General features: G+C 65.2%; 17 protein-coding genes. 3 read left to right on the forward strand and 14 right to left on the reverse strand.

Annotated elements, in window-relative coordinates; translation table 11 throughout:
- Positions 1-20: 20 nt before the first annotated feature.
- Together B6V72_RS01315 and B6V72_RS01320 are read right to left on the reverse strand one after the other, a co-directional pair.
- Positions 21-722, reverse strand: a complete 702-nt coding sequence (locus B6V72_RS01315; protein WP_146696150.1) for a hypothetical protein — start codon at positions 720-722, stop codon at positions 21-23.
- Positions 723-769: 47 nt separating this feature from the next.
- Positions 770-1,525 (reverse strand): RNA methyltransferase, encoded by a 756-nt coding sequence (locus B6V72_RS01320; RefSeq protein WP_088718535.1) that lies wholly within the window; start codon positions 1,523-1,525, stop codon positions 770-772.
- 100 nt (positions 1,526-1,625) lie between these two features.
- On the opposite strand from B6V72_RS01320, the gene B6V72_RS01325 reads away from it, so the two are divergent.
- Both B6V72_RS01325 and B6V72_RS01330 read left to right on the forward strand, forming a co-directional pair.
- Complete coding sequence (locus B6V72_RS01325) at positions 1,626-2,243, forward strand: thiamine phosphate synthase (RefSeq protein WP_088734293.1); 618 nt, start codon at positions 1,626-1,628, stop codon at positions 2,241-2,243.
- Positions 2,243-2,917 carry an AAA family ATPase gene (locus B6V72_RS01330; RefSeq protein ID WP_240497669.1) on the forward strand — a complete coding sequence of 225 codons (675 nt, stop codon included), beginning with the start codon at positions 2,243-2,245 and terminating at the stop codon, positions 2,915-2,917. The genes B6V72_RS01325 and B6V72_RS01330 overlap by 1 nt, the downstream gene beginning before the upstream one ends.
- A gap of 10 nt (positions 2,918-2,927) precedes the next feature.
- Here the strand turns inward: B6V72_RS01330 and B6V72_RS01335 are convergent, their stop codons facing one another.
- From B6V72_RS01335 to B6V72_RS01385, 12 genes are all read right to left on the reverse strand, one after another.
- Entirely contained in the window at positions 2,928-4,301 is a 1,374-nt protein-coding gene (locus B6V72_RS01335) for a cytochrome P450 (RefSeq protein ID WP_088734295.1), read from the reverse strand.
- A complete protein-coding gene (locus tag B6V72_RS01340; protein ID WP_088734298.1) occupies positions 4,298-5,560 on the reverse strand; it encodes a hypothetical protein in 1,263 nt (420 codons plus the stop codon). Before B6V72_RS01340 ends, B6V72_RS01335 begins: the two co-directional genes overlap by 4 nt.
- A gap of 56 nt (positions 5,561-5,616) precedes the next feature.
- Positions 5,617-6,309, reverse strand: a complete 693-nt coding sequence (locus B6V72_RS01345; protein ID WP_088734654.1) for a M48 family metallopeptidase — start codon at positions 6,307-6,309, stop codon at positions 5,617-5,619.
- A 34-nt stretch (positions 6,310-6,343) separates the two neighbouring features.
- Complete coding sequence (locus B6V72_RS01350) at positions 6,344-6,976, reverse strand: DedA family protein (protein WP_075774929.1); 633 nt, start codon at positions 6,974-6,976, stop codon at positions 6,344-6,346.
- Positions 6,973-7,347: a hypothetical protein gene (locus tag B6V72_RS01355; RefSeq protein WP_088734300.1), complete on the reverse strand. Its 375-nt coding sequence runs from the start codon at positions 7,345-7,347 to the stop codon at positions 6,973-6,975. The genes B6V72_RS01350 and B6V72_RS01355 overlap by 4 nt, the downstream gene beginning before the upstream one ends.
- A complete protein-coding gene (locus B6V72_RS01360; protein WP_088734302.1) occupies positions 7,344-8,525 on the reverse strand; it encodes a VWA domain-containing protein in 1,182 nt (393 codons plus the stop codon). Before B6V72_RS01360 ends, B6V72_RS01355 begins: the two co-directional genes overlap by 4 nt.
- 13 nt (positions 8,526-8,538) lie before the next feature.
- Entirely contained in the window at positions 8,539-8,706 is a 168-nt protein-coding gene (locus tag B6V72_RS19100) for a hypothetical protein (RefSeq protein WP_165756950.1), read from the reverse strand.
- A 52-nt stretch (positions 8,707-8,758) separates the two neighbouring features.
- The gene (locus B6V72_RS01365) at positions 8,759-10,249 is read right to left on the reverse strand and encodes a DUF2927 domain-containing protein (protein WP_088734304.1); all 1,491 of its coding nucleotides are present in this window, start codon (positions 10,247-10,249) and stop codon (positions 8,759-8,761) included.
- Positions 10,250-10,620: 371 nt separating this feature from the next.
- Positions 10,621-11,607, reverse strand: a complete 987-nt coding sequence (locus B6V72_RS01370; RefSeq protein ID WP_075774926.1) for a methyltetrahydrofolate cobalamin methyltransferase — start codon at positions 11,605-11,607, stop codon at positions 10,621-10,623.
- On the reverse strand, positions 11,604-12,497 hold the full coding sequence (locus B6V72_RS01375; protein ID WP_075774925.1) for a 5,10-methylenetetrahydrofolate reductase: 894 nt from the start codon (positions 12,495-12,497) through the stop codon (positions 11,604-11,606). The genes B6V72_RS01370 and B6V72_RS01375 overlap by 4 nt, the downstream gene beginning before the upstream one ends.
- A gap of 14 nt (positions 12,498-12,511) precedes the next feature.
- Entirely contained in the window at positions 12,512-12,823 is a 312-nt protein-coding gene (locus B6V72_RS01380; RefSeq protein WP_075774924.1) for a virulence factor, read from the reverse strand.
- Between the two features lie 236 nt (positions 12,824-13,059).
- The gene (locus B6V72_RS01385; RefSeq protein ID WP_075774923.1) at positions 13,060-13,974 is read right to left on the reverse strand and encodes a LysR family transcriptional regulator; all 915 of its coding nucleotides are present in this window, start codon (positions 13,972-13,974) and stop codon (positions 13,060-13,062) included.
- Between the two features lie 373 nt (positions 13,975-14,347).
- Here B6V72_RS01385 and B6V72_RS01390 point away from each other — a divergent pair, with 373 nt between their 5' ends.
- Positions 14,348-15,565, forward strand: coding sequence for an ABC transporter substrate-binding protein (locus B6V72_RS01390; RefSeq protein WP_075774922.1), 1,218 nt, complete (start codon positions 14,348-14,350; stop codon positions 15,563-15,565).
- Positions 15,566-15,592 lie beyond the last annotated feature (27 nt).

The following is a 15,592-nucleotide window of genomic DNA, read 5'->3' on the forward strand; positions in this document are numbered from 1 at the left end:
GCCTCGCGCATGGCTGCGTTTCAGGGAAAGCTGCGCCCGTCGTCCAGCCGCGCAAGGATGGCCTCCGGCCCGCCCTGATGCGTCTCCCAGATCAGCACGGCGCAGGCGGCTTCGGCATAAAGTCGGTTGTCGCGCCCGGCCTGCGGTGCCCAGTCGAAGGGCGAGCTGGGCAGATCGGCGCGCGGCAGCGCCTGACAGCGCCCGATGCCCGAGCCTTGCCCGAGATAGCGCGGATCGTTCGAGACCAGCACCGCTAACCCCTCGTCGAACCACGCGGGCATGCGTCCGCGTACCTGACCCAGCACCCCCAGCCGGGCATGGGTCTCTGTATGGGTCAGCTCATGCGCAAGGATCGTCTCGGTCAGCCCGCGCGGGGCCACGCGCACCACCGCCCAGGCCCCGAGCGAATAGGTCACTGCCGCCGCACCCCGCCCACCAAGTCGGCGGTCGCAGGCGTCGCTCGTGCAGGCGAGAATGCGGGTATGGGCCTCGCGCGTCGGATAGAACCGTCCCACCGTGTCGCGTGCCGCATCGACCGTCTCGACCAGATCGCGGCGCTCTGCGCGGCTCATCTCATGCTCGACGAAAATGCCCGGCGCGGCCCGGTCCAGCCCGAAGCAGCGCGGGCATAGCCCCGCCGCCAGTACCGGATAGAACCACAACAGCGCGATCAGGCCCAGAAGCCCGCCCGCCAGAAGCGCCAATAGAGAGACCCGGATCACTCGCCACATGCCGCCAAGATGGCGCAAGCCACGGTTTTCACCAAGCGTCAGTCGCGCCCGCGGAGGATTTGTCGCAGCGCGCCGTGCAGTGTCTGCACCTCCGAGCGCGTCATCGCGAAGCGCGTCCACATGTTGCGCAGGTTGCGCTTCATCATCGGGGCCTTCGCGGGCGGGTGGAAGAAGCCCGCCTCCTCGAGCCGCTGCTCGAAGTGATCGCCCAGCTTCTCGACCTCGACCGCGCTTGCAGGATCATGGCCCGCAAGCCCCGGATCGATCGGGACGGACTCCAGCGTGTGGCGCGAATACTCATAGGCCGACAGCAGCACCGCCTGCGCGAGGTTGAGCGAGAAGAACTCCGGGTTCACCGGGACCGTGATGATCGCATTGGCACGCAGGATGTCGTCATTCTCCAGCCCCGTGCGTTCGGGCCCGAAAAGCACGCCGACCTTCTGGCCTGCGACGATGCGTTTGCGCGCCTCGTCCATCGCCGCCTCGGGCGTGTAGATGGGTTTGGGCAACTCACGGCCCCGCGCGGTGGTGGCAAAGACGTAATCGCAATCGGCGACCGCGTCCGCCACGCTGTCATAGACGCCCGCGAAGTCGAGCACCTGCCCCGCCGCCCCCGAGGCCATCGCCACCGCTTTCGGGTTGGGCCAGCCGTCGCGCGGCTCCACCAGCCGCATCTTGCGCAGCGAGAAGTTGAGCATCGCGCGCGCCGCCGCTCCGATATTCTCGCCCATCTGCGGACGCACGAGGATGAAGGCGGGCTGGGCGGGATCGGGAATTTCAGGCGTATGGGGCATGGGCGGTCCTTTCGCGCCTCTCCTAGTCGCGCAAGCTGGCACTGGCAAGGCCGCGCCGCTTGCGTTAATAGGCGCCCAAGACCCGCAAAGGAGCCTGCCCATGGCCGAAGACCGCCCGCAGATTTACCTGATCACGCCGCCCGCTTTCGACGCCGAGGAATTCGCGCCGAAACTGGCCTCGGTGCTCGATGCGCATGAGATCGCCTGCATCCGCCTGTCGCTCGCCAGCCGCGACGAATACGAAATCGGTCGGATCGCCGACGCGATGCGCGAAGTGGCCCATGCCCGCGACGTGGCGCTGGTCATCGAATCCCATGTCGCCCTCGTTGAACGCCATGGGCTCGACGGGGTGCATTTCATCGATGGCGCGAAGCAGATCCGCTATGGCCGCAAGGAGCTGGGCGACGACGCGATCGTCGGCAGTTTCTGCGGCAATTCCCGCCATGAGGGGATGAACGCGGGCGAGGCGGGGGCCGACTATGTCTGCTTCGGCCCGATCGGCGAGACCAATCTGGGGACGGCCGAACCCGCCGAGCACGAGCTGTTCGCCTGGTGGTCGGAAGTGATCGAAGTCCCGGTGGTGGCCGAAGGCGCGCTGACCGAGGAATTGGTCACGAAATTCGCCCCCGTCACCGACTGGTTCGCTTTCGGCGACGAGGTCTGGCGCGAAGACGACCCGGCCGCAGCTTTGGGACGGTTCATCAAGGCGATGTCGTGATGCCGGATTGGCTCGGCGATAGCGACGGCCCGATGGGCGATTACGGGGCCTTCATGGAGAGCGAGCTGCAGGTGCCGCGCGCCGATCTGGCCGCGCATATCCGCCAGCTTCCGGGCGAGCGGCTGCTGATAGGGCTCGTCGGCGGCCCCGGTGCGGGCAAGTCGCATCTCGCGCGTGAACTCGCCGAGGCGCTCGGAGAGCAATCGGCGATTGTCGCGATGGACGGGTTTCACCGCGACAATGAATGGCTCGACGCACGCGGCCTGCGTAACGTGAAGGGCGCACCGGAAACATTTGATACGGAGGGGTTTTCACAACTTCTTGCACGGCTGAAATCGAGCCGTCAGGACGAGGCGGTGCCGACCTTCGACCGCGATCTGGACGCCACCGTTCCGGGCGGTGCAAACGTGCCGGGCTCGGCGAAATACCTGATCGTCGAGGGCAATTACCTGCTGCTTACGCGGCCCGGTTGGAGCGATCTCTATCCGCTTTTCGATCTTACGATCCGCATCGATCTGCCTGAAGAGGTGCTGCGCGAGCGGCTGACTCAACGCTGGCGCGATCAGGGCTGCGATCTGGCCGAGACGCGCCGCCGCGTCGAGGAAAACGACTTGCCCAATGGCCGCACCATCACGCGCGAGAGCCGCGCCGCCGATCTCGTCGTGCGGGACTGAGTTTCGCGTCTCAACGCATGGAAATCCTGAGATAAATCCCGTCCTTGCCGCGCACCGTCAGATGCGCGACAGGGACCGGTTCGCGGCCCTCGACAGCCTCGAACCGAAACACCCGCAGCAGCATCGCGAGCAGAAGCGGCCCCTCCGCCATCGCGAAGCCTGCACCGGGGCAGACCCGCGCGCCCGAGGAGAACGGGATATAGGCGCGGCGCTGGCAGGACTTGCCGTTCTCGGTCTCCCAACGGCTCGGGTCGAACCCGTCGGGATTGTCCCATAGCCGTTCGTGGCGATGCAGGTGCCACGGTGAGATGACCACCTGACTGCCCGGTTTGACGCCGCGCTTGCGGAAGGTTTCCGGGCAGGTCGCCTCGCGCACGAACATCGGCACCGGCGGGTAAAGCCGCATCGCCTCACGGAATGTGGCGCGGTTCAACTTCAGCTTGGAAAGCACGGAAAAGTTGTGACTTTCCGCCAGTGCAGTCGTTGCCTCTTCGGCCACTCGGTCCTGCCATTCCGGATGCGTCGCCAGCAGATAGAGCGCCCATGCCAGCGCCGAAGCCGAAGTCTCGTGGCCCGCAAGAAAGAAGATCGCGACCTGATCGACCATCTCGGCGGTGTCGAAGGTCTCGCCGGTTTCGGGATCGGCGGTGGTCATGATCTTGGTTGCCAGATCGTCGGGCGCGGTGCCGGTGGCGATCCGGGCGGCGCGCTCTGTCGTCAGCCGCTTGATCAGCGCGCGGATATGGGCGGCCGTGCGCTTCGTCTCGCGCGCATGAAAGCGCGGAAACCAGCGCGGCAGCGGCAGCAGCGCGCCAAGATTGACCACCGGAGAGGCGCGCTGATGGCGCTTGAAGGCTGCGAAGACGGCGCTGGCGGTCTCATCCTCGATCGGGATCGAGAATAGGGTGCGAAAGATGATATCGGCCGCGACGTGGGAGGTTTCCGTTTCAATATCAATCGGTTCGGCGTCGGTCTTCATCTTCAGCCGTTCGACGCAAGCCTCGCCCGCTGCCCACATCGCCGGGAATGTCTCGCGAAGTTTGCCGCCCTCGAAGGCCGGGTCGATGATCCGGCGCTGGCGCTGCCATTGTTCGCCATTGGTGATGAAGACGCTCTCGCGGAGAAGCGGTTTCAGCCCCTCGCGCACTCGGTCGGATTTCGGGAAATCCATCGGGCGTTTGTTGAGCACCAGATCGACCAGATCGGGGTCGTTGCACATGTAGGAGCGGAAGAACGGCGTGCGGAACTCCGCCATCCACGCGCGATAGAGACGCGCGGGCTGGGCGGAGAGGATGTCGGATTTGAACAGCCGGAAATAGCGCCAGAGCGAGACGCGATCCGGGCGCGGGGTCGGTTTCGGGGGTAGGCGGGAGGGCCGGCTCATGTGACGCTCGTGAACCGGTTCGCGGGCGTCGTGATCCGGCTTTTCGATGGCGGGCGACCGTGGAAGCGTTCGGCCAGGGTCAGCGGTCCGGCGGTCAGGCGGAAATAGTCGTAATCCCTTGGCCGGTCGAAGGCGCAGAGGTATTGGAAATGCAGCCGGAAGAAGCGCCAGCGGAGGTCTTTCCAACGTGCAGGGCTGAGAGTCTGGGTGAAGGCGGCGGAGATCACCAGCGGGTGGATCTGGCCCTCCGGGGCCACGCCCGAGACCGCAACCGGATCGCAGAGCGCGAAGGCGCAGCCATCGCCCGGCGCGGTGACGTCGAGCCAGAACAGCTCGGGCCGCGTGGCGAGGAACTGCAGATCTGCGCGCAGGCGGGTGGCGCGGGGGAGGTAGCTGACCATCGGGATGACCTGACCGAGCGAGAGGAAGGCGAGCGCCGGGGGCGCTGCCCCCGGACCCCCGGGATATTTCGACAAGCCCGAACTGGGGAGGCGGTTCTCGCGCATCAGGTCGGCGAGGATCGAGACGGCGAGATGGGCGCCCGAGGAATGGCCGACGATCAGGACTTCATCCCAGTCCTCTCGCATGGCGTCTTCGATGCGGGCGGCGAACTCGGCCATGCGCGCTTCTAGCTCTGGCGGGTTCGCGCCGCCCCAGCGTGCGGTGAAGGCGTAGTCATGCATGAGGTAATAGGCGAAGAGCTTGCCGTCTTTGCCTCGGAACCAGCGCAGGGTGAGGGTAAGGATCGCGGCGCCGAGAATGAGGCCTGCGAGCCAGTCGAGCGGGAAGCCGGGAAGGGGCGTCAATGCGAGTGCTGCCGTAGCACAGCCAAGGCCGAACCCGATCAGCGCCTGCACGATCAGTGCCACGATCGGGTAGAGCGCGGCGATCACCGGGCCTTTGCGCAGCCTCATCAGCCGGAACAGCGCGCCGGAGGCGATATAGGCCCATGCGGTGCGGATCAGTTGTGCGTAGGTCGCGGGGATCGATTTGCCCATCGATGAGCGCACGATATCGGACCAGACGAGCACTTCGACATCGGCCTCGACCTCTGCGCCGTCCTGGGTGGAGGTGACGTGCCAGCCATAGGAGCCGCCTGCGCGCTTGGGCGCCAGCGAGATCTCGTAGCCCGAGATGCGGGCCTGGTCTGCGCCTTCCTTGCGGTAGAGCTCGCGGTAGCGGCGGGGGTGAATCGGGTCGTAGCCCGGAATGTAGAACACCCGGCGCCTGTGCACCCGCCCTTTAGACCCGCTTGTCATTCGCTGCCCTTCCTCGCGGGCAGATTAGCGGCCCTGCGCGGCGAAAGTAAGGAAAATCAGCGCTCTGCGCGTGACCAGCGCAACTGGTTCGCCTCGATCGCGGCGATGCGCCTTTCAGTCTTGGGGTGGGTCAGCAGCCAGGCGGGCGTGGTCTGGCCCGCGTTCTTGGTCAGCGCATCGAGCTTGTGGAAAAGCGAGACCTGCGGCTCGGTGCCGAAGCCCGCCTTGATCATCAGTGCCGAGGCGAATTCATCGGCCTCGAACTCGTCTCGCTGGCTGAGGCGGGCAGCGAGTGCGGCGGTGATCAGATTGGCGATCCACGGACCGATGAACGGGATGAAGCGGCCAAGCACTGTCATCAGCACGGCGCGCAGGGCGTTCTGACCCGAGAAGTCGATCATGCGGCGGCGCGAATGGCCCAAGGCGACATGGCCCAACTCATGCGCGATCACCGAGGTCAGCTCCTCCGCCGAGACCTCGCGGTTGCGATATTTGCGCATGAAGCCTTCGGTGATGAAGACGCGGCCATCGGGGGCGGCGAGCCCGTTGACCGGTTCGATCTGGTAGACATGGACGGGGATTTCCGAGACTTCGAGCGCGGCGGCGAGCCGGTCGAGATAGGGCTCCAGCTTGCTGTCGCGCAACCGGCGCGAATTCCCGTTCAGCTGGCGTTTGAGTTGCCAGGTCGAGAAATGCCACATGGCGAAGCCGTAGAGGACCAGCAGCAGGATCGGGAGAAGGCGGAACAACATGGGATGGATATGGCGGCTCGCGGGCCCGTGATCAAGCGTCGTGATCAGGCGTCGGATGGGGGGCTTTGGGCGCGCGCTTGGCCGCGTGCCAGAGCCACCAGCCGAAGGCGAAGGCGGCCGCACCCGCGCCCAACAGCCCCAGCGCGTTGCCTGCAAGTTCGGCGGCCGCGTCCAGATTGGCCCCGAAAGTGATGCCGAGGCCCACATAGGCGGTGACCCAAACCGCTTCGCCCGCCAGATCTGCCAGCGTGAAACGCCGATGCGCGAAGCCCGAGGCGCCGGCTGCGAGGTTCACCCAAGGCCCGAGCGCGGAGAACATCCAGCGGGTGAAGAACACCGTGACCGCGCCGCGCCTGCGCAGGGCGGCCATCGCCTTGTCCACCAGGGCGCCGCGTCTGGTGCCGGGCTGCGGCAGGAAACGCTCGGCCCGGCGGCCGAGCTGAAAGCCCAGCTGATCGCCGAGGATCGCGCCGGTGAAGGCTGCGCCCGCGACCGTCGCGAGGTCCAGATCGCCCGAGGCCACGAAGGCTCCGCTCGCGATCATCATCAGCGAGGAGGGGACCGGGATCGCGAGGCAGCTCAGGAAGGTCGTCAGACCTAACAGCCAAGGCCCATAGAGCGGCACCTGCGCGAGCAGCCAGTCTGAAAGGTCGGAGAAACTCATTGCGGCGGTCGCGCTTCTTTGTCGGCGATCGTCTTCGGCAGGCCGAGAGAGAGTTTGCGCATCAGGTCCTGCAGCGGCTCGCCCTTGGCCTTCGCGATACGTTCCAGCGTCGGGCGTCCGTCGCCGACCAGCGCGTGGCCGTCCTCGATGCCGAGGATCGCGTCGACTTCCTCGATCTTCAGATGCCAGCTTCGCGCTATATAGCCCGGGGTCATCCACGCCTCTGGGCTTTGATGCAGATGGGCGGGGTCCGACCAGTAGATCGCGCGCGAGACGAACCTTGCGCCGAAGAACAGCGACAGCGCGACCGCGAGGATAAAGCCCAGCGAGGCAATCTTGTGATGCCCCCAGAGGTAGCGCAGCCGGTTCATCCGAGTTCCTTCATCGCCGCGGTGATCCCTTCGAGGGTCAGCGGATGCATTCGGTTCTCGAAAATCTCGCGGATGATCTCGATCGACGGCGTATAACCCCAGCCGCGTTCCGGGATCGGGTTGAGCCATGTGTGATAGGGCCATTGCTCGCGCGCGCGTGTCAGCCAGACATGGCCCGCTTCGTCGTTCCAATGTTCGTTTGCGCCGCCGCGATGGGTGATCTCATAGGGCGACATCGAGGCGTCGCCCACGAAGATGCATTTGTAATCGGGCCCGTAGCGATGGAGCACGTCCCAGGTCGGCGTCGCCTCGTTCCAGCGGCGCTTGTTCGATTTCCAGACGCCCTCGTAGAGGCAATTGTGGAAATACCAGTGCTCGAGATGCTTGAACTCGGATTTGGCGGCGGAGAACAGTTCCTCCACCAGCTGCACATGGGCGTCCATCGAGCCGCCCACATCGAGAAACAGCACGACCTTCACCGCGTTATGCCGCTCGGGCCGGGTCTTGACGTCGATATAGCCGGCTTCGGCCGAGGCGCGGATCGTGCCGGGCAGGTCCAGTTCCTCGTTCGCGCCGTGCCGCGCCCATTGGCGCAGGCGCTTGAGCGCCACCTTGATGTTGCGGGTGCCAAGCTCCACCGTGTCGTCGAAATCGCGAAACTCGCGCTTGTCCCAGACCTTAACGGCGCGCTGGTGACGGCTTTCCTTCTGGCCGATGCGAACGCCTTCCGGATTGTAGCCATAAGCACCGAAGGGCGAGGTGCCCCCCGTGCCGATCCATTTGCTGCCGCCCTGATGGCGGCCTTTCTGCTCCTCGAGCCGCTTTTTCAGCGTTTCCATCAGGTTGTCGAACCCGCCGAGCGCCTCGATCTGCGCTTTTTCTTCGTCTGTTAGGTGTTTCTCAAGCTGCTTGCGCAGCCATTCCTCGGGCAGATCGACGGCGTTGAGCACATCGTCCGGCGTGATCGTCTCCAGACCCGAGAAGGCCTCGGAGAACGCGCGGTCGAACCGGTCGAGGAAGCGTTCGTCCTTCACCATCGCGGCGCGGGCGAAATAGTAGAACCCGTCGATGTCGTAGGTGCAAAGCCCCGCGGCCAGCCCTTCGAGAAAGCTCAGATATTCGCGCAGAGAGACGGGGACACCGCCGCGCCGCAGAGCATCGAAGAATGGCAGGAACATCTCCGCCCTCCGATTATGCCCAGATGCGGTTGATGATCACGGTGACGAAGAGGCCCACCAGCGCCAGCCCGATCGCGTGAACGGCGGCATATTGCGCCCGGTCCAGCTTGTTGCCGCCGCGTTTGCGGGCCTTCCAGTCGCCCCAGATCAGCCCGATCACCACCCCTGCCAGAACATACATGCTGCGCCCCCTTGCGGTCTTGGTCCGGGCGCGCCCGGACCGCCTTTTGCGGTCAGTTCACGCGAGCGCCCGCATTGGCGAGGGCCGCCACCTCTTTCGCGCGGCGTGTCACCGCCGCGTCCGAGCCAAATCCATAGCGCGCCCATTGCTGCATGTCGAGACGAGCCTGATGTTCCTGCGTAGCGTCACCAAGCTGGCCATAGGCTTCGGCGCGGATCATGTAGAGCGTGGCCATCAGCGAGGCGTTCTCGGTCGAGACATCGGAGGCCAGCGCGCGGTTCACCAGCGTCACCGCCTCCTGCGCGCGGCCCGTGCCAAGCGCGTAGGCCGCAAGCTGCATATCGATATGGGCGGCCTGAATTTCCGCGCCCGGCGTTGCGCGGTAGATCCGGCCTGCCTTCTTGTAGGCCGCGACGGCTTTCTCGGGATCGGTCTTCATCGTCAGCCGCCCGACCGCGAACCACGCAAACGCCGCGCGGCTGTCATGCCAGCCCCGGCTGGTGGCGATCTTCGTGGCGCGTTCGGCGGCGGCACGACGGCGCTTGTCGCTCGCGCCTTGACCGAGCGCTGTGGTGATCGCCTTCACATAGGCGCGCGGTGTCGGATCGGCGGGCAGGGTGCGCATCTGGCCGCCCGACGGGTGGATCTTCGACAGGATCGCGGGCAGGGCCATGCGCACTTCGTCGGGGCTCATGCCGGTATGCAGCGCCGGGTCGTAATAGGCGCGCAGGATCGTCATGTCGAACTTGGTCAGCACGGTGTGGAAATTGTCGTCGTTCCAGACCGTGTCGGGCAGGCGGTAGAGATCGTTCACCGGCCCGAGCGCCTGGCTGACCTCCTCATGCAGGCAATCGCGGATCTCCTGCGGGGTCGAGGCGGCGGGGATGAACACGGTGGCGGAATGGCGCTGCGTCAGCTTGGCCCAATCGCTGGCCTCGTCGCCATGCGAGTTGCGGTAATCCGTCCAGCTTTCGACATTGGGCACCACGAAACAGGCGACATTCGGAACCTCGCGCCGCATCTGCCGTTGGGGAACGAATTGCACAGAGATCGTGTTGGCATTGCCCGGTTCGGTCGACACGTTCAGCCCCGCCTCGGTCTGCAGCCGGTGGACCAGATGACCCAGTTCGGTCTGCGCGACGGGCGGGGCGTTGCCCGCGAGCGTGATCGAGACGGGACCTTCGAACCGGGTGAAGCGCGGCAGCGCGCGCCCGGATTCGAGGAAAAAGCTGAGCTCCATGAAGTCGGCGCCCAGATGGCTGTTATCGGGCAGCCGCTCAGACGAGGGAGCGGTCTCGAGCCCTGGCGCCAGATCGGGCGCGGAGAGGTCGAGAAGTTGGGCCGTGCCGCGGGTCGTCGTCACCTCGGGGCTGTTGGTCGAGCAGGCGGCGAGACCGCCCGCGACGAGCAGCGCGGCGAGCGTGCCCGCCCGCGCCGCAGCGCGTCCGGGGGACGAGGCTTTCAACAAGCCGGTGCGCGATGCCGTCTCAAGGTGCGCAGGCGCCAGAGAGGCCGCGCTGAGCAGTTTGAATGCTAAGCGCATGGCAGCGTGTTCCCAGTTCGATGCCGCAAGGTACACATACGGGTTTAAGCCCTGCCAGTAAATCTTTGCCTTACAATCGGAATTTTCGAGCCCCGGGGCGCGAAGCGGCGATATCCCGCCGGTCCGCAGCGCGGCTGAGGCTGCAATATGCTGAATGAGACGGCTTCTGTGCGCGGGAGCTCTGATTGATCACGACTCCGCGAATCGCGCCGTGATAACCGCCATTGTCGTGAGGTTGCGGACGATTTGTGCCGGTTTGCGCAACAATAGCCGCTGGAAAGGCCTCAAATCCGGAGTGGAAGAAACGCGATGCGCAAAATGCGAAACGCCCGGAGCGAGCCCCGGGCGTTCGACAGTCTACGTGGGTCGGATCAGGCGCGGCGACGGCGCCCGCCACGACGCCCACCGGCGGAGGAGGTGGCCGCGGCTGCCGAGGCTTCGGCGAAGCTGATGCCGCCCTCTTTCATCGCGTCGAGCGTCTTCGACAGGCGGATCCACTCCATCCCGTTCGGGTCGTGGTTCATCAGCAGGTTGGCAGCGCGGATCGCCTCCATCTCCTGATTGCGCACCGGGTTCATGATCGCCGAGGTCATGCCGGCGCCGATCGCCATCGGCAGGTAGGCCCCGTTGATCCCGTGGCGGTTTGGAAGGCCGAAGGAGATGTTCGACGCGCCGCAGGTGGTGTTCACGCCCAGCTCGTCGCGCAGGCGGTTGACAAGCGTGAAGACCTGACGGCCCGCGGAGGCCATCGCGCCCACCGGCATCACCAGCGGATCGACGACGATGTCATGCGCGGGGATGCCGAAATCGGCGGCGCGCTCGACGATCTTCTTGGCCACGGCGAAACGCACGTCGGGATCTTCGGAAATCCCGGTGTCGTCGTTCGAGATCGCGACGACCGGCACGTTGTATTTCTTCACCAGCGGCAGAACCAGTTCCAGACGCTCTTCCTCGCCCGTCACCGAGTTCAGAAGCGGACGGCCTTCGGCGGCTTCCAGACCCGCCTCGAGCGCGGCCGGGACCGAGCTGTCGATGCACAGCGGCACGTCGATCACGCCCTGCACGCAGTTGATCAGATCGCGCATCAGCGAGGGTTCGACGAAGTTGTTATCCGCATAGCGCGGGTCTTCGGCCATCTTGTTCGAGAACACCGCGCCCGAATTGATGTCCAGAACCGTGGCGCCGCAGGCGACTTGCTCGAGCGCGTCTTTCTCGACCGTCGAGAAATCGCCTTGCTCCAGCTCGGCGGCCAGCTTCTTGCGGCCGGTGGGGTTGATCCGCTCACCGATGACGCAGAAGGGCTCGTCAAAGCCGATCACGACGGTTTTGGTTTTGGACTCAAGGACGGTGCGGGTCATTCATGGCCTCTCTGTTCAGCGATCCAATTGGCTGTCGCGGTGATACCGCCCAGCGGGAAGAAATGCACGGCTTCGATATTCGACGGGCGATCGGCGGCCAGATCGGTCAGCAATTCGGTCGGCTCGAAGGGCAGCAGCAGCTTCGTCACGTCGCGGGCGCGCTTTTGCAGCACTTTCAGCGAGGGGCCGACGCCGCAGGCGATGGCGAACTTCAGCAGCGTCTGCAGTTTCGCGGGGCCCGCGATGCCCAGATGGACCGGCATTTCGATGCCGTTGGCCTCCAGACGCTTGGCCCAGTCGCGGATCGGACCGGCCTCGAAGGCGAATTGCGTGGCGATCGCCATATCCGCATCGGTGCGGTTCGCGAAATCCTGCTTGAGCTTCAGCGCGGCCATCACCTCTGCCTCGCCGCCATTGGGATCGATGTCGCGGTTGCCCTCGGGGTGGCCGGCGACATGAAGACGGGCGAAGCCGTCGAAGGCGCCGGTTTCGATCATCTGCATGGCGCAGTGGAAGTCGCCCTTCGGCTCGGCCACGCCGCCGCCCAGCAGCAGCGCCTGCTCGACACCTGCTTCGCCACGGTAGCGTGAGACCCAGTCATTGAGCTGCGCTTCGTCGCGGATGATGCGCGCCGGGAAGTGCGGCATCGGCTCGAAACCCTCTTCGCGCAGCCGCTTGGCCGTGGCGAGCATTTCCTCGAAGGGCGTGCCGTCGATATGGGCGATATAGACGCGGGAGCCCTTCGCGAACAAAGGCGCGAAGCTTTCCACCTTCGCGGCGGTGCGCGGCATGACCTCGACCGAGGCGCCGTCCAGCAGGGCCACCATATTGGCGTTCACCGGCGGGCGGACCGGTTTCGCAGCCTCGCGGCGGAAATTCACAAGAGCCATGCGCCTATTCTCCCTTACGCGTCGGGCTGGGGGTTCCAGCCGTCATTGGCAATCAACGCGCGCAACCGCGCGTCGTCGTAGTCAGAGAGGATACGCGCCAGCACGGCCTCGGCCGCCTCGGCATCGTCGCCGGGCTCCTCGCCCTCGGGCACCTTGCGCCACTCGGCCAGATAGGCGTCGCTGTCGCGGGCGCCGATCTTCATGGCCGCGCGGTCGATCGCCTGCTCGAACCGTTCGGGCAGTGGTTTCTTGACGCCACGGCGTCCCTTGCCCGCGATGATCTGGGCCGGGATGTCGCGCCAATAGACCAAGGTGATCTGTGCCATGCGAATCTCTCTCCTCGTGGGGCCAGAATTGCCCGAAAGCGACGCCGGGCGCGGTGGATTTTCGACATTCCGTCGCGGGTGAGCGACGTGCCGGTGACTGTGGGGCAGGTGATAGCAGGCGGGCAGGGGCCTGGACCAGCGCTGCGCATCGGAATAATCCGCGCCAAGATCATGAGCGCGGCTCAATCGTTCGCGCTCCATCGCTGGCCCAATCGGGGCCCGCCGCGTCGCCCCGTTCAATCCGACAGGGCGGTGATCCGGGGCAGGAACTCGGCGCGGCTCTTGGAAACCTCTTCGGCGATGAAGCGCATCGCGGCGCGGACGCGGGCGATCTCGTGCAGGTCTTCATGAGTGACCAGCCAGAAGGTGCGGCGAATCTCGATCTCGTCGGGCAGGATCGGCACCAGCTTCGTCGAGTGGCGGGCGAGGAAATCGGGCAGCACCGCGATCCCGCGTCCGGCCTCGGCTACCTGCTTGTGCGCGAAGAGATTGGTCGAGGACAGGCGCGGCGTGTGATCGCCCAGCATGACCGACAGGTAATCCAGCTCCGGCGTGTAGATCAGTTCCGGGATATAGCCGACCAGCGGGTGCTTCAGCAGGTCCTCCTTGCGGTTGATCGCCGAATTGCGGGCGAGGTAGTCGGGGGAGGCGTAGAAATGCAGCGTGTATTCGGTGAGCTTGCGCGACACGAGCCGGCCCTTTTCGGGGCGCGACAGGGTGATCGCGATATCCGCCTCGCGCTTCGAGAGCGAGAACAGGCGCGGCGTGGCGACCAGCTGCGCCTCCAGCTCGGGATTGGCCTTGATGAAATCCGCCAGCCGCGGCGCGAGAAAGAACGCCCCGAACGCATCGGGCGCGCCGATCCGCACCGTGCCGGACAGCGCATAGAGCGTGCCCGACAATTCGTCCTGCACGCGTGCCGCGACATTCTCGATCTGCTCGGCCTTCGCCAGAAGCCGCTCGCCATGTTCCGACAGCGCATAGCCGCGCGGGCTGCGTTCGAACAATTGCGCGCCAAGCTGGGTCTCCAGAGATTTGACCCGGCGTGATACCGTGGCATGATCGGTGCCCATCGCGCGGGCCGCGACGGTCAGGCGCCCGGCCCGGGCCACCGAGAGAAAGAATCGCAGATCGTCCCAATCGAAGCTCATTGCCGGTCCTTTTTGCAGTCGTGTGTCGTAAAAACGGGCTATATGGGTATTCTTGCACATGCGTTTGGCGATACGTGGCATGGCCGCGCGTATTTTCCCACCTAGCCTTTTGCACATGGCCGGTTTCTGCCTATGATGGGAGCGCTGACAATGAATTTATCGGCTTGAAGGGAACTGCGGTGGCGCAAGCACTTGAATGTCCCCTCGTTTCCAAGCTGAATTCGCCAGCGGTCGCGTCGAGGAGCAGGGACGGCCGTGTGAGGAGAAAAACAGGATCGTAATCCGGCAGGGACCAGAGAAGCGTCCCGTCGGCGTGTTCTCATGGCGCGATGCGCAAGAGAGCCAAATCTATCAACCAATGGGAGGAATGTTGATGAAATCAGCTATTTACGCAGGTGTAAGTGCCGCGGCGCTTAGCATTGCCGCAGGCGGCGCGATGGCGCAGGATGCGATTTCGAACGGCTCGGTGAAGATCGGTGTGCTCGGCGATATGTCCGGCGTCTACTCGACCGGTTTCTCGGGTAAGGGCGCGGTCGACGCGGTGAAAATGGCCGTACGCGACTTCGGCGGCGAAGTTCTCGGCAAGCCGATCGAAGTGATCTCGGCTGACCACCAGAACAAGGCGGATGTCGGTTCGGCCACCGCACGCGAGTGGATCGACCAAGAGCATGTCGACATGATCGCCGACCTGACCAACTCGGCCGTGGCGCTTGCCGTGCAGCAACTCGCTTCCGAGAAGAAGACCATCACCTTCGCAACCGGCGCTGCCACCGCGGCGCTGACCGGCGAGAACTGCTCGAAATATGGCATCCACTACGGCTACGACACCCACGCGCTGCCGGTCGGCACCGCGACGGCGGTCGTGAAGAACGGCGGCGACAGCTGGTACTTCATCACCGCTGACTACGCTTTCGGCCATGCGCTGCAGGACAACACCTCGGAAGTCGTGAAGAACCTCGGCGGTTCGGTCGTGGGCAGCTCGGACGTGCCGCTGGCATCGACCGACTTCTCCTCGTACCTGCTGCAGGCGCAAAGCTCGGGCGCTAAAGTGATCGGTCTGGCCAATGCCGGTCAGGACACCGTGAACTCGATCAAGCAGGCGCATGAATTCGGCATCGTCGCCGGTGGCCAGCAGCTCGCTGGTATGCTGGTGCTGATCTCGGACGTGAAGTCGCTCGGCACCGACGTCGCCAAGGGCCTCCAGTTCACCACCGGTTGGTACTGGAACATGGACGACGAGAGCCGCAAGTGGAAGGAAGAGTACGAGAAGTTCTCGGGCGGCGAAGCGCCGACCTTCGTGCACGCTGCGGACTACTCGCTGACCATGGCCTATCTCGAGGCGATCAAGGCGGCTGGCACCGACGATTCCGACAAGGTGCGTGAGCAGCTCGGCAAGATGAAGATCGACGACTTCTTCGCCAAGGGCGGCACCATCCGTCCCGACGGCCTGCTGGAGCACGACATGTATCTGCTGAAGGTCAAGGAAGGCGGCGAAGATCCGTGGGACGTGGCCGACGTGGCGCGCACCATTCCGGGCAAAGAGGCCTATGCCTCGCTCGAAGCGGGCGGCTGCAAGCTGGTCAACAAGTGATCTGAACAAATCCTTGGCGCAGGGCGG

This window comes from Thioclava sp. F34-6, assembly GCF_002213235.1.
Lineage (GTDB): Bacteria > Pseudomonadota > Alphaproteobacteria > Rhodobacterales > Rhodobacteraceae > Thioclava > Thioclava nitratireducens.

What these genes read in the sequence shown, in the direction of transcription:
- B6V72_RS01320 (WP_088718535.1), bottom strand. Translation starts at nt 1,525, where the DNA reads ATGCCCCATACGCCTGAAATTCCCGATCCCGCCCAGCCCGCCTTCATC.
- B6V72_RS01325 (WP_088734293.1), top strand. Translation starts at nt 1,626, where the DNA reads ATGGCCGAAGACCGCCCGCAGATTTACCTGATCACGCCGCCCGCTTTC.
- B6V72_RS01330 (WP_240497669.1), top strand. Translation starts at nt 2,243, where the DNA reads ATGCCGGATTGGCTCGGCGATAGCGACGGCCCGATGGGCGATTACGGG.
- B6V72_RS01335 (WP_088734295.1), bottom strand. Translation starts at nt 4,301, where the DNA reads ATGAGCCGGCCCTCCCGCCTACCCCCGAAACCGACCCCGCGCCCGGAT.
- B6V72_RS01340 (WP_088734298.1), bottom strand. Translation starts at nt 5,560, where the DNA reads ATGACAAGCGGGTCTAAAGGGCGGGTGCACAGGCGCCGGGTGTTCTAC.
- B6V72_RS01350 (WP_075774929.1), bottom strand. Translation starts at nt 6,976, where the DNA reads ATGAGTTTCTCCGACCTTTCAGACTGGCTGCTCGCGCAGGTGCCGCTC.
- B6V72_RS01355 (WP_088734300.1), bottom strand. Translation starts at nt 7,347, where the DNA reads ATGAACCGGCTGCGCTACCTCTGGGGGCATCACAAGATTGCCTCGCTG.
- B6V72_RS01360 (WP_088734302.1), bottom strand. Translation starts at nt 8,525, where the DNA reads ATGTTCCTGCCATTCTTCGATGCTCTGCGGCGCGGCGGTGTCCCCGTC.
- B6V72_RS19100 (WP_165756950.1), bottom strand. Translation starts at nt 8,706, where the DNA reads ATGTATGTTCTGGCAGGGGTGGTGATCGGGCTGATCTGGGGCGACTGG.
- B6V72_RS01365 (WP_088734304.1), bottom strand. Translation starts at nt 10,249, where the DNA reads ATGCGCTTAGCATTCAAACTGCTCAGCGCGGCCTCTCTGGCGCCTGCG.
- B6V72_RS01370 (WP_075774926.1), bottom strand. Translation starts at nt 11,607, where the DNA reads ATGACCCGCACCGTCCTTGAGTCCAAAACCAAAACCGTCGTGATCGGC.
- B6V72_RS01375 (WP_075774925.1), bottom strand. Translation starts at nt 12,497, where the DNA reads ATGGCTCTTGTGAATTTCCGCCGCGAGGCTGCGAAACCGGTCCGCCCG.
- B6V72_RS01380 (WP_075774924.1), bottom strand. Translation starts at nt 12,823, where the DNA reads ATGGCACAGATCACCTTGGTCTATTGGCGCGACATCCCGGCCCAGATC.
- B6V72_RS01385 (WP_075774923.1), bottom strand. Translation starts at nt 13,974, where the DNA reads ATGAGCTTCGATTGGGACGATCTGCGATTCTTTCTCTCGGTGGCCCGG.
- B6V72_RS01390 (WP_075774922.1), top strand. Translation starts at nt 14,348, where the DNA reads ATGAAATCAGCTATTTACGCAGGTGTAAGTGCCGCGGCGCTTAGCATT.